This is a genomic window from Psychrobacter sp. S4(2024) (genome assembly GCF_036861305.1).
GTDB lineage: Bacteria > Pseudomonadota > Gammaproteobacteria > Pseudomonadales > Moraxellaceae > Psychrobacter > Psychrobacter cryohalolentis.
Genome location: NZ_JAZAQR010000003.1, coordinates 21,095 through 46,859, shown reverse-complemented (window position 1 = coordinate 46,859; position 25,765 = coordinate 21,095). Strand labels below are relative to the sequence as shown.

At 42.6% G+C, this 25,765-nt stretch carries 21 protein-coding genes and 2 riboswitches; of the genes, 9 read left to right on the top strand and 12 right to left on the bottom strand.

The annotated features are described in order from the left end of the window. Positions 1–24: 24 nt before the first annotated feature. The 3 genes from VLA57_RS08165 to VLA57_RS08155 all read right to left on the bottom strand — a co-directional run bounded on the left by VLA57_RS08165 (position 25) and on the right by VLA57_RS08155 (position 2,269). The gene (locus VLA57_RS08165) at positions 25–879 is read right to left on the bottom strand and encodes an AAA family ATPase (RefSeq protein WP_133105320.1); all 855 of its coding nucleotides are present in this window, start codon (positions 877–879) and stop codon (positions 25–27) included. Positions 880–1,122: 243 nt separating this feature from the next. Beyond that, positions 1,123–1,710, bottom strand: coding sequence for a hypothetical protein (locus VLA57_RS08160; protein WP_133105319.1), 588 nt, complete (start codon positions 1,708–1,710; stop codon positions 1,123–1,125). 235 nt (positions 1,711–1,945) lie between these two features. Next, positions 1,946–2,269: a YcgL domain-containing protein gene (locus VLA57_RS08155; protein ID WP_020443088.1), complete on the bottom strand. Its 324-nt coding sequence runs from the start codon at positions 2,267–2,269 to the stop codon at positions 1,946–1,948. Positions 2,270–2,652: 383 nt separating this feature from the next. Next, a riboswitch (glycine riboswitch) is annotated at positions 2,653–2,790 on the top strand. 56 nt (positions 2,791–2,846) lie between these two features. Further along, a riboswitch (glycine riboswitch) is annotated at positions 2,847–2,985 on the top strand. 169 nt (positions 2,986–3,154) lie between these two features. Between VLA57_RS08155 and gcvT the strand changes: the two genes are divergently transcribed. The 5 genes from gcvT (at position 3,155) to VLA57_RS08130 (ending at position 9,684) form a co-directional block, all read left to right on the top strand. Then, positions 3,155–4,327: a glycine cleavage system aminomethyltransferase GcvT gene (gene gcvT, locus VLA57_RS08150; RefSeq protein WP_020443087.1), complete on the top strand. Its 1,173-nt coding sequence runs from the start codon at positions 3,155–3,157 to the stop codon at positions 4,325–4,327. Between the two features lie 66 nt (positions 4,328–4,393). Continuing rightward, positions 4,394–4,774 carry a glycine cleavage system protein GcvH gene (gcvH, locus tag VLA57_RS08145; RefSeq protein ID WP_011280078.1) on the top strand — a complete coding sequence of 127 codons (381 nt, stop codon included), beginning with the start codon at positions 4,394–4,396 and terminating at the stop codon, positions 4,772–4,774. Between the two features lie 350 nt (positions 4,775–5,124). After that, positions 5,125–5,883: a nitroreductase family protein gene (locus VLA57_RS08140; RefSeq protein ID WP_333954802.1), complete on the top strand. Its 759-nt coding sequence runs from the start codon at positions 5,125–5,127 to the stop codon at positions 5,881–5,883. Between the two features lie 63 nt (positions 5,884–5,946). After that, entirely contained in the window at positions 5,947–8,844 is a 2,898-nt protein-coding gene (gene gcvP, locus VLA57_RS08135) for an aminomethyl-transferring glycine dehydrogenase (RefSeq protein ID WP_133105317.1), read from the top strand. A gap of 162 nt (positions 8,845–9,006) precedes the next feature. Beyond that, positions 9,007–9,684, top strand: a complete 678-nt coding sequence (locus VLA57_RS08130; protein ID WP_133105316.1) for an esterase/lipase family protein — start codon at positions 9,007–9,009, stop codon at positions 9,682–9,684. Positions 9,685–9,701: 17 nt separating this feature from the next. Here VLA57_RS08130 and VLA57_RS08125 read toward each other — a convergent pair whose 3' ends face one another. From VLA57_RS08125 to VLA57_RS08110, 4 genes are all read right to left on the bottom strand, one after another. Further along, entirely contained in the window at positions 9,702–11,000 is a 1,299-nt protein-coding gene (locus tag VLA57_RS08125; protein ID WP_133105315.1) for a ribonuclease D, read from the bottom strand. A gap of 148 nt (positions 11,001–11,148) precedes the next feature. Beyond that, complete coding sequence (gene recR / locus VLA57_RS08120; RefSeq protein WP_020443082.1) at positions 11,149–11,742, bottom strand: recombination mediator RecR; 594 nt, start codon at positions 11,740–11,742, stop codon at positions 11,149–11,151. 110 nt (positions 11,743–11,852) lie between these two features. After that, positions 11,853–12,182, bottom strand: a complete 330-nt coding sequence (locus VLA57_RS08115) for a YbaB/EbfC family nucleoid-associated protein (RefSeq protein WP_011513146.1) — start codon at positions 12,180–12,182, stop codon at positions 11,853–11,855. Positions 12,183–12,266: 84 nt separating this feature from the next. Beyond that, positions 12,267–13,535 carry an O-succinylhomoserine sulfhydrylase gene (locus VLA57_RS08110; RefSeq protein WP_133105314.1) on the bottom strand — a complete coding sequence of 423 codons (1,269 nt, stop codon included), beginning with the start codon at positions 13,533–13,535 and terminating at the stop codon, positions 12,267–12,269. A 424-nt stretch (positions 13,536–13,959) separates the two neighbouring features. On the opposite strand from VLA57_RS08110, the gene VLA57_RS08105 reads away from it, so the two are divergent. From VLA57_RS08105 to dusA, 3 genes are all read left to right on the top strand, one after another. Continuing rightward, positions 13,960–15,660: a phospholipase D family protein gene (locus VLA57_RS08105; RefSeq protein ID WP_133105313.1), complete on the top strand. Its 1,701-nt coding sequence runs from the start codon at positions 13,960–13,962 to the stop codon at positions 15,658–15,660. 193 nt (positions 15,661–15,853) lie between these two features. Then, complete coding sequence (locus VLA57_RS08100) at positions 15,854–17,155, top strand: MFS transporter (protein ID WP_133105312.1); 1,302 nt, start codon at positions 15,854–15,856, stop codon at positions 17,153–17,155. A gap of 150 nt (positions 17,156–17,305) precedes the next feature. After that, on the top strand, positions 17,306–18,277 hold the full coding sequence (gene dusA / locus VLA57_RS08095; protein ID WP_133105311.1) for a tRNA dihydrouridine(20/20a) synthase DusA: 972 nt from the start codon (positions 17,306–17,308) through the stop codon (positions 18,275–18,277). A gap of 75 nt (positions 18,278–18,352) precedes the next feature. Here dusA and VLA57_RS08090 read toward each other — a convergent pair whose 3' ends face one another. The 4 genes from VLA57_RS08090 to VLA57_RS08075 all read right to left on the bottom strand — a co-directional run bounded on the left by VLA57_RS08090 (position 18,353) and on the right by VLA57_RS08075 (position 24,586). Then, the gene (locus tag VLA57_RS08090) at positions 18,353–19,138 is read right to left on the bottom strand and encodes a CPBP family intramembrane glutamic endopeptidase (RefSeq protein WP_333954801.1); all 786 of its coding nucleotides are present in this window, start codon (positions 19,136–19,138) and stop codon (positions 18,353–18,355) included. Between the two features lie 112 nt (positions 19,139–19,250). Further along, positions 19,251–20,141, bottom strand: a complete 891-nt coding sequence (locus VLA57_RS08085; protein WP_133105309.1) for an alpha/beta fold hydrolase — start codon at positions 20,139–20,141, stop codon at positions 19,251–19,253. Positions 20,142–20,283: 142 nt separating this feature from the next. Beyond that, complete coding sequence (sppA, locus tag VLA57_RS08080; protein WP_133105308.1) at positions 20,284–21,339, bottom strand: signal peptide peptidase SppA; 1,056 nt, start codon at positions 21,337–21,339, stop codon at positions 20,284–20,286. A gap of 256 nt (positions 21,340–21,595) precedes the next feature. After that, complete coding sequence (locus VLA57_RS08075) at positions 21,596–24,586, bottom strand: ComEC/Rec2 family competence protein (protein ID WP_333954800.1); 2,991 nt, start codon at positions 24,584–24,586, stop codon at positions 21,596–21,598. 262 nt (positions 24,587–24,848) lie between these two features. Here VLA57_RS08075 and VLA57_RS08070 point away from each other — a divergent pair, with 262 nt between their 5' ends. Then, positions 24,849–25,442 (top strand): DUF2062 domain-containing protein, encoded by a 594-nt coding sequence (locus VLA57_RS08070; protein WP_011513137.1) that lies wholly within the window; start codon positions 24,849–24,851, stop codon positions 25,440–25,442. Positions 25,443–25,451: 9 nt separating this feature from the next. On the opposite strand, the gene VLA57_RS08065 is transcribed toward VLA57_RS08070, so the two are convergent. Then, positions 25,452–25,760, bottom strand: coding sequence for a hypothetical protein (locus VLA57_RS08065; protein ID WP_133105306.1), 309 nt, complete (start codon positions 25,758–25,760; stop codon positions 25,452–25,454). Positions 25,761–25,765 lie beyond the last annotated feature (5 nt).

Genomic DNA, 25,765 nt, shown 5'->3' with positions numbered 1-25,765 from the left:
TAAAATCAATGCAAGCTACAAATATTAACGACGCATCATATTAGCAAAACGCTGCAACAAATTCACATCGGCTTCGTTTTTCAGTAATGCACCATATAGTGGTGGAATAGACTTTTCACCACGCAAGTTTTCTTCTAACTCTGCTTGTGCCATATCATCCGCCAATAATAGCGTCAGCCAATCGACCAATTCTGAGGTTGATGGTGGCTTTTTGAGTCCTTGAACGTTACGTAGTTTATAAAAGATATCCAGCGCGTCATTGACCAGTTTTTCTTGAATATTGGGAAAATGCACCTCAATGATTTGGCGCATGGTTTCTTCCTCAGGGAAGTCAATATAATGAAAGAAGCAACGACGCAAAAATGCATCCGGTAGCTCTTTTTCATTGTTTGAGGTGATAATAACCACGGGACGCTGCGCCGCTGTGATGGTTTCGCCCGTCTCATAAACATAAAAAGACATCTTATCAAGCTCATGCAACAAGTCATTTGGGAACTCAATATCTGCTTTATCAATTTCATCAATCAATAATACACTACGCTCTTTGCTGGTAAAGGCATCCCACAATTTACCCGGCTTGATATAATTGCCAATCTCATAGACTTTATCGTCACCCATTTGCGAATCACGCAGACGCGATACCGCATCATACTCGTACAAACCCTGCTCTGCCTTAGTAGTCGACTTGATATGCCACGTAATCAGTGGCATACCTAAACTTTCAGCAACCTCTTCTGCTAGTAAAGTCTTGCCTGTACCCGGCTCACCTTTGATAAGTAGCGGTTTTTGTAGCGTCATTGCCGCATTGACTGCCAATTGCAAATCATCAGTAGCGATATAGCTTTGCGTACCCGTAAATTTGGTTTTTTTATCGGTCATAATACAATCTCATTTATTGTTATCGTTAAAAGGTTTTAAGAGCGTTAATAAATTGTCATTTAGATTAGCACAGCCTTATTGATTGCCAAAATACTCATGCGTTCGCAGATATTTCTCATATAAAAAAAGACACGCATGGTGTCTTTTATAATCATTAGAAAAATGCATGAATCAGGCATCAACACTGTCAACTAGAAAGGAAATACTTTAAAAGGTTATAGCGTTAAAGCAATCGCATTCAGACTAATCATTATTTTTAGATACAGGCGTATCCTTTTTTAGATTAATTGCTGGATCAATATCTTTAACTGCCTCCACTTCATCAGATTCTGTCGCCAAATAATTGCCAGAAGCTAGCTGCATATTTGCTTGCGTGTCCTGTGCGGTACGACTTCGAGCTTTATCTAAGCTTGATTCAAAGGCGCCGCGAATCAGCTGCCACACAAAACCAACAAATAAACCAACAAGTAATACCACCATGATGGGCAGCATATTGGCAATCGCACCAGTCGTGTCCTTCATCATAATCGCATAGACCACGCTGATGCTGGCAGGCGCAATCACGCTTGGATCGCCCAGTGCTGTACCTGGTGCTAACAATACAGCAAACAGTATCATCCAACTCATGCCGCCTAATGGACGGGGTAATATGCGCGCGACCAGTAGCCAAAGTACTAACACGATAATGACACCACCAAGATAAGCATACATTGGTAAATCTGCTACCGGTACGTCTTTTACCAGCTGCCCCCACCAAATAGCAATCTCACCGAGAATATCGCTGATCGCTTCTAGTGGTAAGCTGTGTAAGATGTTTTTTAACCAGTCCATGCGTGTTTTATTACCTGCGTTCGTAAATAGTGCGGGATAGTGATTATATTATATTAATAAACTGCTAGTTTATCATGACTATTCACTAAAATGCATGACACTATAGATTTTGATATTTTGACATTTCATCTGTATCTATCCACTCTGTTCAAAAAAGCCAGCTAAAAAATTAGACTTGATAAAACGAGCTGCAAAATATCGACGTAAACCTTGTTAAAATGTACTTTTATAACTATTACGTATTATAAATACTGTCTTGAGATTCACGGGCACGCAATTCTGCTTGGCGGCGCATGACATCTTGTGGTGGTAATTGTACAAAATACCCTTGCGACGCTAGCTTTTCTAGCACTTCTTCTTTGTCCACTCTAGCAAGTGTAGGCGTTGTAGCCAAATCCAGATGCATGACAAACTTGCTACGACCTAAGCCTGCACGAAAGTCTTTGGGTAACACACCCAGCCAATCTTTGATTTCATCCGTATCATTCGGATAATCAGGACGGGCAATATAGATATACATATCATCATGTTTAAGGAATTTATAAATATCGCAATGCATAAAAACAACCTATCAGAAACTATCGTCATAGATTAGCATATTTCAGGCCATTATCAGTAGTGACTTTACGTTCAGATAAGGTAAAGCATCCCAAATACTATCGCAACTTAGCTTAAGAGAAAGTAAGGAGCATCTTCATATGAGCACTCTGTTTCCCTTGTACCGTCAGGCATGATGCTCATAGATAAATTTTATACTTTTAAATTTTTATAACAAATGCTTCAGCTTTATTTTTTATTGACGCTATGTAATTTTACAGAAACACATGTACTCTATTTTGCTGTCGTTCGGTGTATTGTCCGTATAAAAAAGCATGTTTGCTAAAATTATTCACTATAATTTATATGATGGGTTGTAAAAAAGCTGTGAACCTTTCATAATAAAAGCGTTTTTCAGGAGAGAGTCTTTAGCCTAATGTTAGTAATGCTCATATTAACGAGTTTGTACTGACAGCCGCTACATGACCACCGAAGGCGCATCCACCCTGCTAATCGCTCAGGTAAAAGGACTGAAAAACACATGTCATAACGGTTTATTTGCATCACGCTGATTGGCGTATTGCTCTTTAAACCTTAGGCATAACAAATCTGGAGAGCGGTAAGGACGGACGACGTCTTACCCACCGAAGGGGAGAAAACGCGACATCATTGCTCTGTTGAAGAATTACGATGATGGATCGTGTTGAAAATCTCAGGTCACAGGACAGATAGGGCTTCCCTCTAAACTGACGTTAAGCGTTTGTTTGGCGGATAGTTTTATCTTATTTCTGTACTACCCTTGGTTGCAATGCTTGTACCCTGCAATATTGCTTCTCGCTACTATGATCATGTACATCAGCCCTAATACTTTTACTAAGTATAGCTAATGTCCACATAAGGATTTGTTATGACCGATACTCAAAATACTAACAGCCAAGCTCCTCAACGCACACCCCTTTATCAGTCTCATGTCGAGAGTGATGGCAAACTGGTGGATTTTTCTGGTTGGGAATTGCCAATCCATTATGGCTCACAAATCGAAGAGCACGAAGCGGTGCGTACTGATGCTGGTATGTTTGATGTCTCACATATGGTCGTCGCTGATGTCACAGGTGCTGACAGCAAAGCATGGCTACAAAAGCTACTGGCTAATGATGTCGATAAACTCAAAACCGTCGGTAAAGCGCTATATTCTGGCATGCTCAACGAGCAAGGTGGCGTCATCGATGACTTAATCGTTTACCTGATGAACGAAAACGCTACTGAATACCGTATCGTCTCAAACGCTGCTACTCGCGATAAAGACATGGCGCAATTTGACAAAGTCGCTGAAGGTTTTGACATCAGCATCACTGAGCGTCCAGAGCTTGCCATGATTGCCGTGCAAGGACCAAACGCCGTTGAAAAACTGGCGCAAACCAAACCTAGCTGGGCAGATACCTTAGCTGGTCTTAAGCCTTTCGTTGGTGCTGATTTAACAGACATCGAAGGCACAGATTGGTTCGTCGCTCGTACGGGCTACACCGGTGAAGATGGCGTCGAAGTCATTATGCATGGCGATGATGCGCCGGCGTTCTTTGAGCAATTAAAAGCCAATGGTATAAAGCCTGCCGGTCTTGGCGCTCGTGATACTTTGCGTATGGAAGCTGGCATGAACCTCTATGGTCATGATATGAATGAAGATGTTAGCCCTTATGAGTGCAACATGGGCTGGACACTGGCGCTAAAAGACGATCGTGACTTTATTGGTCGCGATGCTATGGTCAGCAAACGCAAACAGTCAAAAGATGACAATACTGCTATGAAGCAAGTGGGCTTATTAATGACTAGCCGTGGCGTATTACGTGAAGGTATGGAAGTGACCATTAATCAAGGCACTGATAAAGAGCAAAAAGGTATCATTACTAGTGGTACTTTCTCTCCTAGCCTCAAAAATTCTATCGCTATCGCCCGTGTTCCTGCTACCCTAGCAGAAGATGACAATGTGCAAATTGATCTGCGCGGTAAAGGTAAGTTCGTCGATGTACGCGTGCTTAAGCTACCGTTTGTCCGTAATGGCAAGCAGCAGTTTGACTCGTAGGCAACAGAAAATTTATTATTAGCTTTCTTTTTTATTAATTAACCTCTATCACCTAGGAGAGAAACCATGAGTAATATCCCAGCAGAACTAAAATACATCGCCAGCCACGAGTGGTTACGCTTAGAAGACGACGGTACTATCACGGTTGGTATCACTGATCATGCTCAAGACCTATTGGGTGACGTAGTATTTGTTGAATTGCCAGATGTTGGTGACATCATCGCTGTTGATGACGAAATCTCTGTTGTTGAATCAGTAAAAGCAGCTTCTGACGTTTACGCGCCTATTTCAGGTGAAGTGGTTGCTATCAATGAGGCCTTAGAAGATGATCCAGAAATCATCAACTCTGATCCATATGGTGAAGGTTGGTTCTTCAGAATGAAGCCTGACAATATCGCTGACTATGAAGCACTGCTAACCGCTGATGAGTACGAAAACGAGCTGTAATATCAGTCTTACGCTCTCTTAAAGGCAGCATTTAACTTTAGTATTGCTGCTTTTAATATTTTTATTGATAAGACAGTCTTTGATAAGATTGTCATTTATAAAATGTTTACTGATTAAAAGAAGCAACTCGACAGATACTGGCAAGCGCTGGTATCTGTGTGCTTTACTTTTAAGACAATAATGGCAAGACCGTGTTTTCACATGCAGTATTTTCAAGACAATCAGCACTCAATTTATGACGCCCAACTGCTATCTGATTTATTCATATTAATCACTCGTCAGACATTATTGAAGATATGCAATCGATAATGCCTGAAGCTGATTACTCATTCCTCAGCATGGATCCTACTATGAATTCTAATACTGGCAATAAAGACAGTCTTGCGACGCCTAGTCACACCCCGCAGCTGCAAGCATTTTGTGAGGTGCTAGAGTCGCGCCGTTCGGTACGCCGATTTACAGATGCGCCGATACCTGACGATGTATTAGCAGACTGCCTGCGTTTGGCGATGCTTGCCCCAAACTCAAGCAATCTTCAGCCATGGGAATTTTATGTTATTGATGATGCTGGTAAGCGTAAGCGCGCGGTTAAAAACTGTATGAATCAAAACGCAGCAAAAACCTCAGCACGTTTAATCGCTGTCGTTGCTCGTACTGACGTTTGGCATGACCATGCAAAGCAAATATTGCGTGAATACCCTGATATGCCGGTGCCAAAAAAAGTCAAAGACTACTACAACAAAGTCGTTGCGTTAGATTTTTTGCGTGGACCTGCTAACGTGGTATCAGTAGCCAAATGGAGCGCCATTCAAGTAGTCAGACGTATAAAGGGTCCTATAAAATCGCCTTATTATACCTTTGAAGATACCAAAAATTGGGCAACCAATAACACCGCATTAGCGGCTGGAAACCTGATGCTTGCCTTACGCGCGCATGGATTTGATAGCTGCCCGATGGGCGGTTTCGATGAGCCTGCTATGAAGCGCTTATTAAAACTGAGTGATAATCACCATATTGTTATGATGATTGGTGCTGGGGAGCGTGCTGATAATGGCGTTTACAATACCCAGTTCCGCTTTGAGCAAGACCAATTTGTACATTACGTATAACCTGCTACTACCCTATTTTTATTATAGCCATCTCCTTTATTCCTATATTTACCAAGGATCACCATGACTATCTCTCAAAACCCAACGCTTGATACGTTTGAAGGCTTGTTCAACGAAGCCGAATTTGTTTATCGTCATCTTGGCTCAAATGATGCCAAACAAGCTGACCTGCTTAGCGCTATTGGTTACAGCGACATGGCAACTTTTATCAATGATACCGTGCCTGAACCAGTACGTCTGCATAAAGAGTTAGATTTGCCAGTGGCGATGAGTGAGCACGCAGCGCTTGCCAAACTGCGTACCATGGCAGATGACATCACTGTTAATAAGAGCTATATCGGTCAAGGTTACTCACCTGTGCGTATGCCAGCAGTTATTCAGCGCAACGTCCTTGAAAATCCAGGTTGGTATACCGCTTACACGCCTTATCAGGCGGAAATCGCTCAAGGTCGCCTAGAAGCCTTGCTTAACTTCCAACAAGTTTGTATCGACCTGACTGGTCTTGAGCTTGCTGGCGCCTCACTGCTTGATGAAGCAACGGCTGCTGCTGAAGCGATGGCAATGTCAAAACGTGTCAGCAAAAGCAAGTCTATGCAGTTTTTCGTTGATGACCGCGTCTATCCGCAAACGCTAGACGTTATTAATACTCGCGCCAAATATTTTGGTTGGGAAGTGGTTGTTGGTGATTTTGAACTGGCTAAATCAGGCGACTATTTTGGTGCATTATTCCAATATGTCGGTGTTGAAGGCGATATTAAAGACCTAACCGACGTTATCGCTGCCGTTAAGAAAAATAAAACTTATGTGAGCGTCGTGAGTGACATCATGAGCTTAGTATTATTAAAATCACCAGCGGATATGGGCGCAGACGTGGCATTGGGTAGCACCCAGCGTTTTGGTATTCCAATGGGCTTTGGTGGTCCACATGCCGCCTACTTTGCGTTCTCTGATAAAGCCAAGCGCTCAGCACCTGGTCGTATCATCGGGGTATCAAAAGACTCACAAGGCAATACTGCTCTACGTATGGCGCTACAGACTCGTGAGCAGCATATCCGCCGCGAAAAAGCCAACTCAAATATCTGTACCTCACAAGTACTACTTGCAAACCTAGCGGGTATGTATGCGGTTTATCATGGTCCAGGTGGTGTAAAGCGTATTGCCACTCGTATCCATGCATTTGCCACTGCTTTCGCTGATGTCATCAAAAACGCCAACGACAGCAATTTGAACGTGGTACATGATCAATTCTTCGATAGCGTTGTGGTTGATTGTGGCTCAGAAAAACTTGCTAGCCAAATCTTTCAAAATGCTGACAATGTTGGTTATAACTTATGGCGTCTTGGTGAGACCAAATTAAGCGTTGCGTTCAGTGAAACCAGCGATCAGAAAGACTTTAATGTCCTAACTCAGCTTTTCGTTACTAAAGCATATGACTTACCAGAAGACGCTCGTGTCTCTCTTGATAGTGCTCATTTGCGTACTGATGCCATCTTATCGCATCCAGTATTCAACTCGCATCATACCGAGCATGAAATGCTGCGTTATTTAAAATCGCTTGAAGATAAAGATTTGGCGATGAACCGCAGCATGATTTCACTTGGTAGCTGTACCATGAAATTGAATGCCACCAGTGAGATGCTACCGATCACTTGGCCTGAATTTGCCAATGTGCATCCTTTTGCACCGCGTGACCAAGTCACAGGCTACGTTGCCATGATTGATAGCTTGCAAGAGCAATTAAAAGCCATTACCGGCTTTGATGATGTCTCTATGCAGCCAAACTCTGGCGCTTCAGGTGAATATGCAGGCTTGCTAGCGATTCGCCGTTATCATGAATCACTTGGTGAGACTGACCGTGATGTTTGCTTGATCCCTATGTCAGCGCATGGTACTAACCCTGCGACTGCTATGATGATGGGCATGAAAGTGGTTGTGGTCAAAACTGACGACAATGGCAACGTTGATATCGATGACCTAACTGCCAAATCTGAAGAACATAGCACGCGTCTAGGTGCATTGATGATCACCTACCCATCGACGCATGGTGTGTTTGAAGAAGGTATCCGTAAAATCTGTGACCTCATCCATAAACATGGCGGTCAAGTTTATATGGATGGCGCTAATATGAATGCGCAGGTTGGCATGATGCAGCCAGCTGACGTTGGTGCTGATGTACTGCACATGAACTTGCACAAAACCTTCTGTATCCCACATGGTGGCGGTGGTCCAGGTATGGGTCCTATCGGTATGAAGGCGCATCTGGCGCCATTTATGGCCAACCATACTCTAAGTCCTGTACACAACGCGCAAAAAGACTGCTCAGCAGTATCAGCAGCTCCTTATGGTTCAGCGAGCATTTTGCCTATTTCATGGATGTACATTGCCATGATGGGTCGTGATGGTTTATTAAAAGCGACCGAGCTTGCGCTACTGAATGCCAACTATGTTGCCGCTGAATTAAAAGACCATTACCCTGTGCTATATACGGGCAAAAACGGCCGCGTTGCTCACGAATGTATCATCGATATTCGTCCTTTAAAAGAAGAGACGGGCATCAGTGAAAGCGATATCGCGAAACGCTTGATGGATTATGGTTTCCACTCACCAACCATGAGTTTCCCAGTAGCGGGCACCTTGATGATTGAGCCGACAGAATCAGAGTCAAAAGAAGAGCTTGACCGCTTTATCAGTGCTCTAAAATCTATTAAAGCGGAAGCGCTGAAAGCCAAAGCGGGCGAAGACAACTGGACGTTAGAGAACAATCCATTGGTCAATGCCCCGCATACAGCTGCTATGGTAATTGACGGCGAATGGACCTATCCATACAGCCGTGAGACAGCAGCCTTCCCACTGCCTTATATCCGTACCAATAAGTTCTGGCCAAGTGTGGCACGTGTTGATGACGCCTATGGTGATAAGAACCTAATGTGTTCTTGCCCAAGTATCGAAAACTATATGTAATCCCAATTTTATGTAGTCCTAGCTTTTGATACTTTATAAAAGATAAAAACAAACCTCCAACTCAGTAGCTGATTTGGAGGTTTTTATTTTGCTAATAATATTTAGCGTTATAATAAAATGGCTATTAATCTATTCACATCATTCACTTGGTTAAAATTAAATATGCAGAAAAATAATCTTGTCATTCTTATCCATGGTCTGCACCAAACGGCTTGGATCATGCGACCACTTGCCAAACGCTTGCAAACAGCAGGATTTGATACTCATCAATTTGGCTATCGTAGTATGCGAGATGGTATTCAAACCAATAGTCAGCGGCTTAATAAATGGCTTGAAGAAAACCATCATCCTGATGAGCCGATACATTTAGTCGGTCATAGCTTGGGCGGTTTGATTATTCGTGATTTTGTCACTCAGTACCCTAAGTGGCAAATTAGTCGTTGCGTGACCCTTGGGACACCGCATATGGGCAGTATTTGTGCGGATTATATTTGGCGACTGAGCCCTGCTATCGTTGGGCAATCGTACATCGATGCATTAGATGGCACAGTTGCGCCGTTACCTGAGCATATCACCCTTGGCGTGATTGCTGGGAATCGTCCATACGGTTTGGGTCAAATATTTCTGCAATACCACAATCGTAAATTACGCCAAGCTCATAACCCATTGCTTGATGAACATCTGGTGCATGATGGCACCGTCTATTTAAAAGAGACCAAACTTGAAGCAGCGGCTGACCATTTACTCCTGCCTGTATCGCATACCGGCATGTTGATTGATACTAACGTTGCCAAGCAGACAGGATATTTTTTACAGTGTGGTCAATTTGAACGCAGATAAGTGTCAGGCGTTAAACCTTATACATTGATACCCATACCTTGCTGTAGCTCGATTTTATGCGCTTCGATAACAGGAATAAAGGTGTGCATTACCCAATCATGACGCCAGCCTTTCAACCCTTGCGGCAACTCGCTGATATCTTTATCAAAAGCAATCACTTCATATAATTGCCCAAGCCATTTTTTACGCATCAAGACATTGGCAGGTACGCCAGTAACTTTTGCTTGATCATCTATCGCTTGTTGCACCGCTTTTGACAGTACTTTGTTTTTTGAGCGATACGGCGGTAATAGACAATCAGGATATTCAGCAGGATGAAGGTTTTTCGCCTCTTTTATCACTTTGAGTAGCTCTTCACCATATAGTCGCAACATACTGCGATGTATCGTAGTCTTATGCGCAAGCTCACGCATCGTGTTTGGTTTTTCAGTGATAATCTCACGCACCGCTTGTTTTTTTATGACAAAAGTACGTGGCTGATTGGTCGAACGCGCCAGCTCTTCACGCCATGTGGCTACCGCCTGCAATATGGCCATTTGCTCAGAGCTATAGCGATAATCTGCCATGGTTAGATACATCTGCTCGTCTGCAACATTTTGAGCATCATATAAGTCGTTGGCGTAAAGCTGACAGTCTTCCCACACATACTCATAGAGACCTTGAGATTTTAGGGCGTATTCAAGACTCAAATATAACGCAGGTAAAAAGCGCACGTCATCAATCGCATATTGCTCTTGCTCATCTGATAATGGACGCTGTAACCAATCTGACTGGCTTTGTTCCTTATCAATATGCATATCGAGCTGCTCATCAAGCGCCTGCTGATAGCCCATCTGTAATTGACCTGTTAAGTAGGACAAGGCAATTTGCGTATCAAAAATATTGGTCAGCGGTGGGCAGCCGGACAATAGATAAAATATACCTAAATCTTCACCACAAGCATGCCAGATAGCCACATCAACTTTCATAAGTGCTTGCCATAGCTCACTCAGCTGTAACTGCGGCGCATCTAATAAATATACATGATTTCCAGTATTTAGCTGTATCAGTGCTAAGCGTGGATAATAGGTATCGCGCTTGATAAACTCGGTATCTAATGCCACACGCCCGCAAGTGGCCAATGCCTCAATCACTTCATCCAACTGGCTTTGCTTACGTACCCAAGTGACGGCAACCTCATCAGCAATATCTAATAATGCGTCAATATCCGGCTCTACTGGCAGGTCTACTAATTTGGCTGGATTGACTGAATGCTGTACTTCGTCAGCCGAAAATGTATTTTGAAGGTTTGATTCGGTTGGAGCAGTGTTAGACACGGGCAGATACCTGCATTGATAAGAGAGAATAAAACGCTAAAGCACGTCTTAATAAAATTAAAAGAGAAAGCGATAAAATAATATAAGCAATTATAACCACATCATTGAATAAAATGCGCAAGATTTTAATCTGATAAAGATAAGAAGGTTATAAAAAGGAGCGATTTTGCATCGCTTGTCCAAGGGTCATGCTGTCAAGATATTCAAGCTCGCCGCCCATAGGTACGCCTTGCGCCAGACGCGTAACCTTATTGACATGACGACTGACTGCTTCACTGATAAAGTGCGCGGTCGTTTGCCCTTCGACCGTCGTACCGGTCGCCAATATCAGCTCTTCAACAGGCTCTTGCTTGACGCGCCAGACCAGTTGCTCAATATTTAAATCATCAGCACTAATGCCATCAATCGGTGATAAGTGACCCCCTAACACAAAATAACGCCCACGATAGCCTGCCGTCTGCTCTATCGCCATCACGTCAGCTGCAGTCTCAACCACGCATAGCAATGCATCATCACGTCTAGGATCTTGGCATAATGGGCAAACAGCCTCATCGCTAAAGCTATGGCAGCGCTGACATTCGACGATATCACGCATCGCTTCATCAAGCGCTTGAGCAAGTGCCATGCCTTGTGGGCGTTTTTTGGTGAGCAGATGCAGCGCCATACGTTGAGCGCTTTTTTGACCAACGCCCGGCAAGATACGCAACTGTTTGACCAGCTGATCAAATTTGGCTGTCAGCAAAGTGATGTCCTTTGTTTATAAATCATAGCTATGAAAATGGGGTCGTATCATGTCGATAACAACCCCATTTTTCTTTAATATGTCGCCTTTAGCGTTTAAGAACCAGCTACTTAGAACATGCCTTGCATACCTGGTGGCAAGCCCATACCTGAAGTCGCACCAGCCATGGTTTCTTCATATAGTGCATCTGCTTGGCGCACCGCGTCATTGATAGCAGCAGCGATAAGATCTTCGATCATATCTGGCTCATCTTCTAATAAGCTTGGATCAATGGTCAAGCGCTTAACCACATGACGACCCGTCATGGTTACTTTTACCAGACCACTGCCCGCTTCTGCATGCACTTCTTTATTGCCAAGCTCTTTTTTAGCATTTTCGACGTTTGCTTCGACTTTCTTTTGCATGGTTTGTGCTTGTTGCATCAATGCTTGGATATTCATAGTTGCCTCTTGGTTTTTTAATAATAAATAATGGGGGTTTTGATAATAAAAAATAAAATACTAATAGCAATTATACCGTTATCTTTACAAACTGTCTAAACCACGCGCCAAATCTTTGATGATATCTTCCACATCTTCTAGACCGACCGACAGACGAATAAGACCATCTTTTACGCCTGCTTCTGCGCGCTCTTGGGCGCTCAAACGAAAATGGGTCGTTGTTGCAGGATGGGTAATCGTTGTTTTCGCATCACCCAAATTATTGGTGATAGAGACCATTTGAGTTGAATCAATGACATGCCATGCGGCAGATTTTGAATCACGCGTCTCTGATGGCTGCACTTCAAAACCCATAATGGCTCCAAAGCCGTCTTTCATATGATGCTGACGTTTGGTCAACTCATGCGATGGATGGTCGCTCAAGCCTGAAAAGTGTACGGTGCTGACATTGGGATGATTAACCAAAAACTTTGCCACTTGATTGGCATTACTACAATGCGCTTGCATACGTAATTTAAGTGTTTCAAGTCCTTTGGTAAAGACCCAAGCATTAAAAGGGCTCATGCTGATACCGCCTGAACGTATGACGGTAAACGCTTCTTGCATCAGCTTATCGCTACCGACTAACGCGCCACCAAGTACTCGACCCTGACCGTCTAAGTATTTGGTTGCAGAATGAATCACCACATCGGCACCCAAATCAAGCGGACGTTGCAAAGCTGGGGTGGCAAAGCAGTTGTCAACGACCAAGAGTATATCATTGGCTTTACATAGCTGGCTTAAAAAGCCAATATCACAAATCTGTGCCAATGGATTACTGGGGCTTTCGCAATAAATCACCTTGGTATTTGGTTGAACAGCATTTGCCCATGCGTCATTGTCGAAACAATCAACGTAACTGACTTCTACACCAAACTTTGCCATATAGTTATTAAACAGACCAATAGAGGAGCCAAATAGCTGATTAGCAGCAAGTAAATGGTCACCGGCTTTTAAGTACGCCAAACACATGGTCAAAATCGCACCCATGCCAGAGGCTGTTGCGACTGCACGCTCACCATTTTCAAGTGCTGCTAAACGGCGCTCAAAGGTACGTACGCTTGGATTGGTATGACGTGAGTAGACATTGCCCGTTTTAGTGCCATCAAAATGACTGGCAGCATCAGCTGCTGAGCTATATACATAAGAGCTGGTCGTAAAAATAGCTTCTGAATGTTCGCCCTCATCGGTACGATGCTGACCTGCACGTACTGCAATGGTTTGCATACCATAATCGAGTTCTAAATCCAGTGCATCATTGCACCAGTTTGCATCCAAGCCGTTTATATTGTCTTTATTTTGCGGTTGACTCATAAAGTTTCCATTGCCTTGATTGTTATTTACAATAGCGTTTATTTTTGATTATAAACTTCACGTATTCGCGTTATCATATCATGATAAATTATTCCAAGCAGCAGCTTCAAAGCAGCAGTTTTCAGCGCTGACTGTCTATTATTTTGCCTAACGTATCACTTATTAGAAAGAAGAAGCAAAAATTGTGCTACCTAGATCCAATAAGAACAAGATCTAATACAGGCAATATTTTATAAAAGTAACGTATTTATAATAGGCACAGATGCCGACACCTGATAAGCTTAGCGGCGATTTAAACTTTGCCTTAGGCGATATTATCATATGCCTTATAATCAGTGTTATTATCTGCAAAACCACCAAGAAATCCATACATATTTTTTGGCAACTTCTCCATTATATAAAGGCTCACTAAGGTAATTTATTTATGTCGATGTTCAGTATAGAACCCAGCAACTTATCGTTGAGCCTGACACTCGGTCTCACCTTAGGTCTTAGTGGATGCCAAAGCTTACCTAAGCAGCCGCACTTGCCTGAAAGCCAAGCACTATCTGCACGGGTCAATGCTTTATACCAATCGGACATCAGCAAACAAGCTGAAATAGAAAAAGACGCCCAAAAAGAGGGCGATCCTATAAATACTACGACTGTTAGCACAGACCTTGCTATCCCAAACACGGATAGTCTTGATTTGGTTGCTGCCATCAGTCAACAGAGTGAGATTCACCCTGATTTATCAGGCTATCATCCAATTGTGACGGGCGCCAATGCTTTTGCCTCACGCAGTATATTGACGGGTATGGCAACGCGAAATATCGATGCCCAGTACTATATTTGGCACGATGATCAAGCCGGTCAGCTGATGCTCAAAGACTTATGGGATGCGGCAGAGCGCGGCGTGATCGTACGTTTACTGCTCGATGATTTTAATAATAATGCTAAGTTTGATCAGCATTTACTGCGTTTTGCCAGTCACCCTAATATTGCGGTGCGTATCATCAATCCACTCATGCATCGTAAATTTCAGACTTTAAATTTTGTCACCGGTCTGCCACGTATCAATAGACGCATGCACAATAAAAGCATGATTTTTGATAAACAAATCACCATTATTGGTGGTCGTAATATCGGTGATGAATACCTAAGCAATGACAAAAGCAGTCAGTTCGCAGATTTGGATGTACTATTGATTGGTAAAGTGGTGGCAGATATTGATAATAGCTTTGCCAGCTACTGGTCAGCACCAATATCATTCGATATTCAAACCTTAGCCACTCTTGATAAAGGAGAGACGACTGACTTCGTACAAGGGCTCGATAAGTTAAAAGCCGATGAGAAAAGTAGTAGCAGTGGCAGCTTATCAGTGTATAAAGCAGCCATAGAAGACTCCTCTATCGATACGGATTTGATTAATAAACGAGTGCCGTTTCGCTGGACGGACATGCAATTCTTAAGTGATGACGTCGGTAAATTGACTAAAACTGTGCCAGCAGACACCAATTTGGTGCATCAGCTGCGCACTTTGCTTGGTAGTCCATCAAAGAAACTGACTATTATCTCCTCCTACTTTGTACCGACCAAAGACGGTGTTAATACGTTGGTCGCATTAGCGGAATCTGGTATCGAAATCAAAATTCTCACCAATTCATTTGATGCAACCGACGTAACAGCGGTACATTCTGGCTATAGCCAATGGCGTCCTAGTTTACTGCGCGCAGGAGTCAAGATTTATGAGCTAAAATCAACCGCTTCTGAAGAAAAGCGTGAAAACAAACTTTGGAAAGCGCGTAGCCAATCTTCAACCAGTTTACATGCAAAAGCTTTCGCCGTTGATGACTATCAAGTATTCATTGGCTCATATAATGTTGACCCGCGCTCGGCTAATATCAATACTGAGATGGGCGTGATTATCAATGATGAGGAGCTTGCCACTCAGTTGCATGGTGCATTGAGCGATGACTTACTAAACCAAGCGTATGAAGTGAAGTTACTAGAAAACGGTGATTTACAATGGCATACCATGGAAAAAGATAAGAAAGTCATTTATGATTCAGAGCCGCGCGTCGATGTCAGTGACCATGTTTGGCTAACCATCATGTCATGGTTACCTATTGATTGGCTGTTATAGTTGGCTCAATATAAAAAAACAGAAGTTGAATGCTCTTGGCTTAATTCTGTTTCATATAATCATATTTGACATAAACGTCTTTATTTTGACGATAAATCATTAGCAATGATGATTTATCGTTTTTTATTATAGGCAGTTATTTAGATAATGACTGCCTTAACGAATACCTTAATGTCTGGATGCGTGACCTAATATGCCTTCTCGTTCTCAATATGCACTTATGTCTTCTAAAGATAAAAATACGGTACTGTTTACTTGCTATAGCAGTGCAATAGCGTTTTTCGACTTTTTAATATACCTATATCTTGCAGATATGTTGGCAGCGACTTTATTTCCTGTTAGCTCAGATCCCAATCTTATGAAGATACAGGGGCTGTCATTATTTGCAATTGGTTATGTGGCACGCCCAATTGGCGGTGTTATCTTTGGACGTTATGGCGATATAAAAGGTCGTAAACCGTTATTACTAATCAGTATCTTGATTACGGCAGCAAGCTTATTGGCGATGGGATGTTTGCCTACTTATGCACAATGGGGTTTGGCAGCGCCTGCATTGTTTATCGTCTTGCGAATCATACATGGCATGGCCTATGGTCTTTATGTGCCACTCTCTTGGGTGTTCGTTGCAGAGCACGTACCGCGCCAATATCTGTCAGTAGGCTGTAGCTATGTGACTGCCAGTTTTTTTGTGGGTGTTTTATTTTCTAATGGTTTTTTTCTTTGGTTAAGCAGTACGTTGACCACTGAGCAATTGGCAGATTATGGCTGGCGTTTGCCTTTCTTTATAGCGGCTATCCTGACAGTTTTACCGCTCCTTGCCTGGCGATGGATAGAAGAAACTCCGTTTTTCACTCAGATGAAAAAATCAAGACCTAGCGATTATGTTGCTAAGCCTTTTACGACCCTATTTAAGCATTGCAAGCATGCTATCTTTATAGGTCTGGTTCTCACTTTAATTGTCTCAAGCATCACCACAGTAGTGGTTATTTTATTGCCTGATTTGATTGAATTACGCTTTACGCTCGATACTGACTTGTTTGGATTCTCACACAGTCTTGGCATCGTTTTTATGATTTTTGGCTGTATTTTTTATGGCATCATCTCTAACCACCAAAACTTTGGCAAAATTTTGGCGATAGGCTCTATTATCTTAATCGCTCAAATGCTTGCTTTCTTCTATCATTTAGAGGCAAGTGGCGACTATATCCTTATTATGTATGCACTTTTAGGCTTTTGTGCAGGTGTTATCGGCATGATACCTGCCATCTTGATTCAGCTTTTTCCTACCAATGTGCGGCTCACCGGAATGGCTTTTTGCTACAATGTCACTTATGGTATCGTTGGGGTATTGGTGCCATTTGGGCTCGGCTATGCCACTTTATATGTGAGCTTTTCACCCGCACTCTATATCACTTTTATCGGTTTTATTGCCATCATCATGGGGATTTATTTTTATAATCTGCCTGAATTCAAAAAAATCGATCAGGTCATATAATGTTATTTTATCCAAATAGGCTGATCTCTTATTAGCCTATTCATTATAGCTTTACAAGCCATTGCAAGTGATACGTAAACTGACACATATACCATCAGCATTTAGCATATACATCTTCAAAAATTTCTAAAAAATTAAGGCTTAACCATTATGGTTGATATGACCAACAAACGTATTTCGGTTGCACCCATGATCGATTGGACAACGACGGATTATCGTTATTTTGCCCGTCTTTTTAACCCACATGTCTATTTGTACACCGAGATGATCAGTACGGGCGCGCTGATACATGGCAATCGTGCACGGCATTTACGCTTTGATACTCTTGAACATCCGTTGGTATTGCAACTTGGCGGCGCAGATATCACTGAGATGACGCAGTGTGCAGAATTTGCTCAGCAGCATGGTTATGATGAGGTTAATATTAATGTGGGCTGCCCCTCTGATCGTGTACAGCACAATAAAATCGGTGCCTGCTTAATGGCAGAACCCAATACCGTTGCAGATTTGATTAAGCATATGCAAGCGGCAGTCGACATTCCAGTCACGGTCAAGCATCGTATTGGCATTGATGACTTTGACAGTTATGAATTTATGGCAGATTTTGTACAAAAGGTAGCAGCAGGTGGTTGTACACGCTTTATCGTTCATGCGCGTACGGCGTGGCTACAAGGCTTGAGCCCAAAGCAAAATCGTGAAATACCGCCACTGCGTTATGAAGATGTGTATCGTTTAAAGCAGGACTTTCCTACCCTTGATATTGAGATAAATGGTGGGATTGAGACCGTCGCTGATATTGAGGCGCATCTTGAGCATATCGATGGCGTTATGATTGGACGCGCCTTTTATCACAACCCGTATTTGTTAGCCGAAGCCAATAGCTTGTGGGACACCCCTGTCCCGAAGCGTTCAGATATACTAGCTCAGCTGTATCCTTATTTAGAAGAGCAAATAGCTAAAGGTGAAGCGCTTCCAACGATGACTCGGCACTATTTAGGGTTATTCCAAGGATTAGTGGGTGCTCGAAAATGGCGTCAAGCATTGAGCGGTAAGCCTCACTTGACCCTCGATGATATCAAGCACGCGGCGACTGAGGTATTAGCCCTTAATCCTGACGCTTGACGCTTGATAAAATCTATTATTAAATAACAATGCATACGGCGTGAGTATTAATTATCAAATATTCACTGTTATTCTTTATGTTCCTTGCGCCAAATACTGCCACATAGCCGCGCCGTTATTTATAATATGTAATAACATGGGCAATATCAGCGAGCCTGATTTGATCCGCGCATAGCAAAATAGTAATGCCAGTACCACGATGGTACTGATCTCATAAATTCCATATTGTAAATGAATGACCGCAAATATCAAACTGGTCACCAGACTTGCTACGATTGCCCCGCGATATTCTGTATCAGGTGGCGAGGTAAACTGCTCTGCAATCGCCGACCACAATATGCCACGAAATATGAGCTCCTCATAAATGGGCGCGACGATAACCATCGCAAAAATAAGTAGCCATACTGAGTTGACAGACTGATATAAAGGATCTACAAACGCCAGCGGTGATTTATCAAGCACATACGTCAATGCCTGACTGCCAATCATAAATATCAACAGCAGCCCTATCATGCCCATACCAACCGCCAATGAGAACGGTCTTAATGCTAAATACTGCTTTAAATTGCCGCCTCTCACGCGTATAACCAACGCACTGATTGCCATTAATAGCACGCAGCCTATCATGATAGAAATACTGACAACCGTTCCATCATTGCTGCCAAAAAAGAAAATGTCGCCGACCGTTGCGCTTTTGGCAGTTGGTAATACCAGTTTGCCAGCGATGTAAATCCCGATTAATTGACTGATAAAGAAAAAAACCACCATGCCTATGATAAGCAGTAAAGTGCCTAAGCGTGTAAATAAAGGCTGAGGATGTATGACAACTTTATTGGTTTCAGCGGCGCTCTTATTTGGCATTCGCATTGACATAATAGGTTTACTCGAAAAGATACTGAAGCATTGCTTAAAAAACTGCTCACAAAGACAATCGGTTTAGCGTAAGGAAATTGATTAAAAATAAAGCCTGTTGTTATTTGGCAGATAACTGTTTTTCAATCAATGCTAATACCTGCTCTGACACAGACTCTGGATGCTCAAGTGGAAACATATGACCGCCCGCATGAGTAATATAAGGAATACGTAAGCGCGACTTTATTTGTTGCGGGAATCGACGTTTTAAAAAGATACTGTGCTCACCAATAATCAAGGTAACTGGCACTTTAGGGGCACGATTTGGGGTCAACCAATACCAAGAAGGGTTAGTCCGAAAGACGGCGACTTCACTGGCTTTTGGAATCGCCAAGGTAACTTTACCATCGGCACGCTTATGCAGACCATGCTCAATATAACCTTGAAAACTGCGCTCAGTAAAATCTTTAAAAAATCCTTTATGGCGCAGTTTGTCATACGCATCTTCTCGGCTATCCCATACGTCACGGCGATGCTTAGACACGCCAGCTGGCGATAGCTTATCCATCAAACGATTATTCATCAATGGCAATCGATCTGCTGTCTTGGCAAGATGCCATAACAAGCTAACTTTGCCATAAATCCATGGTGGATCCATCAGAACGGCTTGCGAAAAGTACTCGGGTGCACGGTACAACGCTTGCAAGGTACACATGGCACCAAGCGAATGCCCGACGGCTACGACTTGCTTAACGCCATGTTTTTTACAGGTATCTTTAACACTATCGACAATGTGCTGCGTGAGACTTCGCCATTGGTTATCGACCGGATAATCAGCCGTATCGCCTAACATGGAAATATATTCAATGGTAAAAAATTCAGCCAATTTCTCAAAAAATGGCTCATAGACAGGACTTGGCATCCCGTTGGCATGAGCAAAATGGATGACTGGTTTTTGGGTTATTTTCGATATCGGTAAGGACGCAAAAGACTGCAAATTGACTTCACTCATGACACATTCTCATTAGTTGTTATAACGGTTTGTATTGTATTTATGGTTTTAAATGCTAGATAGCGACACATAAATAAGGCTGAGCGTAATCATACGCTCAGCCTTAACAATCATACACGGTAACGCTAAAAATTAAAGTCTATTAACGCATCTGGGCGTTGCCTTCTTCTTGTGGCAAGAGATCAAGATTGATGCTTGAACCCACACCTGCGCCCAATTTAACGGCGAAGCGATCCATAAATAATTGGAACGGATCACTTGGCGTATAATTAACCACGTTATTTAATTTAAGCTGCTTCTCTAAACTTGAAATACTGCCTTTTTTATCCGCCAAGCCAAGCTCGATAGATTGCTCACCTGTCCAAAACAGTCCCGAAAACAGCTTATTTTGTTCAGGATTTTTTAGACGATCGCCACGACCTTCTTTTACGGCATTAATAAAGTGCTTATGAGTATTGTCTAGCACTTTTTCAACATGCTTTTCTTCATAATCCGTTAGGGGACGTGACAAACTCAAGATATCTTTATATTCACCTGCTGTAATGGTACGATCTTCTACGCCGACCTTGTCCATCAAGCCTTTTACATTATAGCTTGGCATAATGACGCCGATCGAACCGACTAGGCTTGATGGGTTGACATAAATCTCATCAGCCGCTGATGCGATATAATACGCGCCAGAAGCCCCCATATCACCAATCACTGCATAAAGCTTTTTATCTGGATATTCTTTACGCAAATCCATCATAGTCTGCCAGATTTCATCTGACTGCACAGGCGAGCCACCCGGTGAGTTGATGTCGAGCGCCACTGCCTTTGAGTTACTGTTTTTAAAGGCGCGTGTGAGCGCATCATTGACATCATAAGCATTAGCGACATCACCACTGCTAATAGTTCCTTGAAGCTCAACCACTGCCAAATGCGGCTTACTGGTATCGATACCATCAAGACCAGTGGGTGCTTCAGTACTACAGCTACGACCAATCGTCAAAAATATCAATAAAATATAGCCAAAGGTCAATAGCTTAAAGAAAATACTCCAACGACGGGCACGGCGTTGCTCGACCACGCTTGCTAATAAAGTATTTTCAATCAGTCGCCATTCTTGCCCGCTCGGCTGGTTTGACTGCTGCATCGGTGCTGGCTGATTTGCCGAATTATCAGGACGTTTGTTAGGGTCTGGCGGCCAGTTGGGCATATAACTTCCTAAGTAGAAACAATGTAAAACGATAAAAGACAGATTATATAAACTTGCGACAGAAAATTCGAGATTCTTACTGTTTAAGTTTTCTGTATGAATAGGTGGTTAAGTATGGTGCCATTTTACTCGTGGTTCAATAGCATCGCTGTGAAATACGTGTATTTTATAAATGTGATATCACAAATAAAACACTATCGCTAGATATTAGGAGTTCCCAATAACATCTGCAACATTATTGATATTGGAACAATTCCTAATCACCCTCTTTGAATAGCGCATCAGAAGATAAAGCCACTTCTAACGGTTTATTATCATAGGTTATTATCTCATCTATTTGTTGCTGGCTGATTACCTCATTCGGGATATGTGAGGTACTGTGACCTAACCATGTCGTATGATTCATGGCTATATTGCTATTGGTTAAATCAGCCGAGCATAGCAACGACCACATTTGCCAAATTCTCTCATGCGTATCTGCATTCAAAATTAGCCGCGATTGCAACATATTTGCTTGGTTAGATAGTGGTTGGCTTTTTGACATGAGTGTTTGCGAGTTAGCAGGTAATGACTTGAGAGGATCGTTTGCTTGATACTTGAGCACTCGTATGGTCGTGCTGCTATCAATAGCCACAGTACAATCCCAAACACTGGCATCCTCTATCTTGCTCCAGCCTGTGATTGCTTGCAACGTTAAGTTGCCATTTGGCAGCTGCCATATTTCACCAGATTCGCAACGTTGGGCGCTAATAGTTGCCGTCTTTTGAGAGTCCGTAGTAACTTTATAAGCTTGATGTAGCGCAGACCAACGCTCACTACGTCCTGCTTGCCAGTATTGGCTCACAGGCAATCTCTGACTGAGCTGAGCGACTATCATGGGTAAGAGTTCTGAATCATTAGGACTCACTGCGCTGCTCTTTTTATCGTAAACGCGTGAATCAGTCACGCCACTACTACTGCTTTGTACGACGATGCCCTCTAGCTTGTTGACAGATAAGCTGCCCAATTGTTGCTCTAACGTGGTAGAGAATTTATCTGCCGTCAGATTGCTGGGCATGGTCTTAGTTTTAGTGTTACTGGGTCTATGATCTGCCAAAAACAGCCAGCTGGTATTTTTGGCATCTTTATCATTGACGACAGGATATTGTAATAAAGCGGCACTTATATAATGATCACCCGTTGGCAATATATATAGAGTGGGTGTCGTAGTCAGTGACTGCTGATTGGCATATACCGTCATTACCAAAAGACTGAGCGGTGGCAATACTAGCCAATGACTGATCAGACCGCGAGGTAGCAACCAAGGTAACATGGTTAATAATGCCATGAGCAAAATAGCGGCATTGACGGGCGTATAAAGCCACGCATCTGATAGCACAGGCATTGCCGTTAGCCATCCTATCAGTTCGTGTAGGTTACTGATAATCGCAGTGACTAACATCCAAATAATATCGGCTACAGACGGCAATATAAGATAGCAAAGCCCAGCCAATAAATTAAGCGGTACGATAATCCAACCAAATAAGCCAATAGCAAAGAGATTGACGATTAATCCCCATAGTGATGCTTTGCCAAAGAGCAACAAAGTCACAGGTAATAGAGCGAGGAATAGCCAACACTGCAACTTAAATAAGCGCTTAAAGTTTAGCCATAAACGTCTGAGTAATTTGTCATAGGAAGTAGAGGGTTGGTTTGATGTTAATGGCTGATTTTGTGAGGTATCTTCATATTTAAGCAATAATGCCACGGCAATAAAAGACAGCCAATAACCTGCTTGCCATAATACATAAGGGTCATGCCATGCCATCAGTACTGCCAGAGCAAATAATACGCGCATGGTACTGACAGGTAATAAAGTTAGTCTTGTCAGACCAATTGCCAGTAGCATCCATGCGGTACGTGCAGCGGGCACATCAAACCCTGTAAACAATGCATAAATAAATGCGGCGCTAATCATCACCCACCAACGTACGTGCCAGCGCGGAATATAGCGATATAAAGCGGGATACATACGATTAGCTAGTAGAATAACTATACCAGCCAGCACAATCGCTAAAAACAAAACATGCGTACCCGATATTGCTAATAAGTGTGAAATGCCAGCCAACTGATATAGATCTTTGGTCTCACGATTAATTAAACTGCGATCACCGGTCAGCAAGCTTAATGTGACCGCTTTTGCTTGTTGCTCTGCAGCAGTATTTGTAGCCCAATCTTTATAAAAGTGCTGGCGTAATTGCCAACGCCCTTGGTCAATAGCAGTACGCAACCGTGTTAAATAAGAATCAGAAGAGAGTAAATGCGAATTTGAATTTGAATGTGACTGTATCTGTGGGTGACTGGATGGCAAAATCGCGCTGCTGGTAGCCAGTATATTGGCAACGCCGTCAATGTGCCGACTACGTAGCCAGCGATAACTATCAAACCCTGATGGGTTATTTGATACTTGCTCAGAAGTAGCAAGCGGTGCCAGCGTCAAGGTCATAAACAATCTATCACCCGGCTGCAAATGATTTAAGTCAGCAATCTGACTTTGTTTTTCTGTTTTCTTAGATTTTTTCTGAGAGTTAGTCTTAGATGACTGTTTGGCTGGCTTTTTTGGATAAGCATTGAGTAGGACGCGGTATACCTTATCTTGAACAGCGTTTTCAGCAAGTGTGTTTTGATGTGAAGATATGGCATTTGAAGACTCATACTTGATATCATTGCCGCTTAGGCTATTATTTAGCCCTGCTCCATATTCCGCTGTCACTCTATTCAAGTCTTGCGCTGTCAGCTCAGAAACCAATGGCAATATTTGACTGATGATCGCCACTTGCCGATAGCCAGTATCGGTACCAGCATCATACACACTATCGCTTATTCCCTCTATATGAACCAAAGCCTGCACACGCATAGGCTCAGTAATTTTTTGATCGTCTGCTTGTTGATGACTTACTAGTGCCTTCAAACCACTGCCGATAACCAAAGTGCTTGCTAGTATAGCGATTGATATAAAATAGAGAATACGAGAAGCAAACCTAGAGTGATGAGACGTATTTTTTACAGAATTGATAGGATAAGCTGACGGGATAGTAAACTGGCTGATCAAAATTAAAATAAAGGTAAGAAGTACGAATGAAATAGTCAGAACAGGAGTGCTGGCGCTATCCATAAATAGCGGCATTATTGGTATAGGCGTGCTATCAGCAACCGCCAAAACACCCATCATAGCAAGGATGATAAAGCTACCTATTAACCAATACACCAGTGCTCCTTGCGTGATATTTGAAATAATATATAGCATCCACTAAAAAACTGTAATGCGCTTGCTATATTACCTTGGCGCTAAATACCACTACATCAAGCCATGGTATTTATCCGGATATTATCCTATACTAATTGCACACACTAGGATGGTGATTGTCTAACGTTCTCTTTACGTTTTTCTGATAGAATTCTTATCTATACTTTTATCAATAACATGACTGCCTATCTGCCTATTATTATGATTGAGCGGGCTGCGGACAATGAGTAAAGGCAAATCTGTGCCAAAAAAACGTTTAAAAGACTTATTACCTACCCCTGAGAAAGTGTTAGAAAGTCGCACATTAAAACTGTTTGCGCCGCAACTTTCTGACCCACGATTGTGGCATTTTAATCGCCATAGCTTAAATAAAGCCGTCTATATCGGCGTGCTGAGTGCCTTTTTTCCATTGCCAGGACAGATGTTATTAGCATTGATTGGTGCGCTTATTTTCCGTGCCAATGTCCCTATGGCACTGGGCTTAACATGGATTACCAATCCACTCACCACCTTACCGGTATTTTACGCTGGATACTATATCGGTGCCGAAATACTCGATCTGCCAATGATTAGCTTGCGCACGATTGGCAGGATGATCTCTGACTTAAGTTTATGGATTATATCGGACGGCGCCAACCCCTTTATTACTTATAAAGGCACTGTGTCCTTGACCGCATTTTGCCTAGGTCTGACTATCTTAGCCATTATTACAAGCATCGTCTGCGGCTTAGCGTTTAAAGCCATTTGGCGCTATAAGACTGTCACGAGTTGGCAAAAAAGGCAGCTTAGCTCTTTAGATAAGCCGCCCGAACTTTAATAAATGCTATCAATCCTCATCTCTATTTGCTTCAATAGCATTAAGGATGTTGTCAGTGAGCTTATTATCCATCACAAAAACTTCAACCACTTCTTCGTTTTTGAGCAATACATAACGCTTACCTGTCGCACTGTCTTGAACCTTTAAATCAAAATCAACACCTGCCAAAGTAATACGATCGAAAACGGGCGTCAGTAAATCTATTTGACCTTGTTTATCGAGCGTATCAAATAACGCGGTATCCATATAAAGGTTTAGTGGCTCATCGCCTTCTTCAATACTGCCAAAAGCAGCAATCGGGTCGTCATCTTTATCCATTCTAT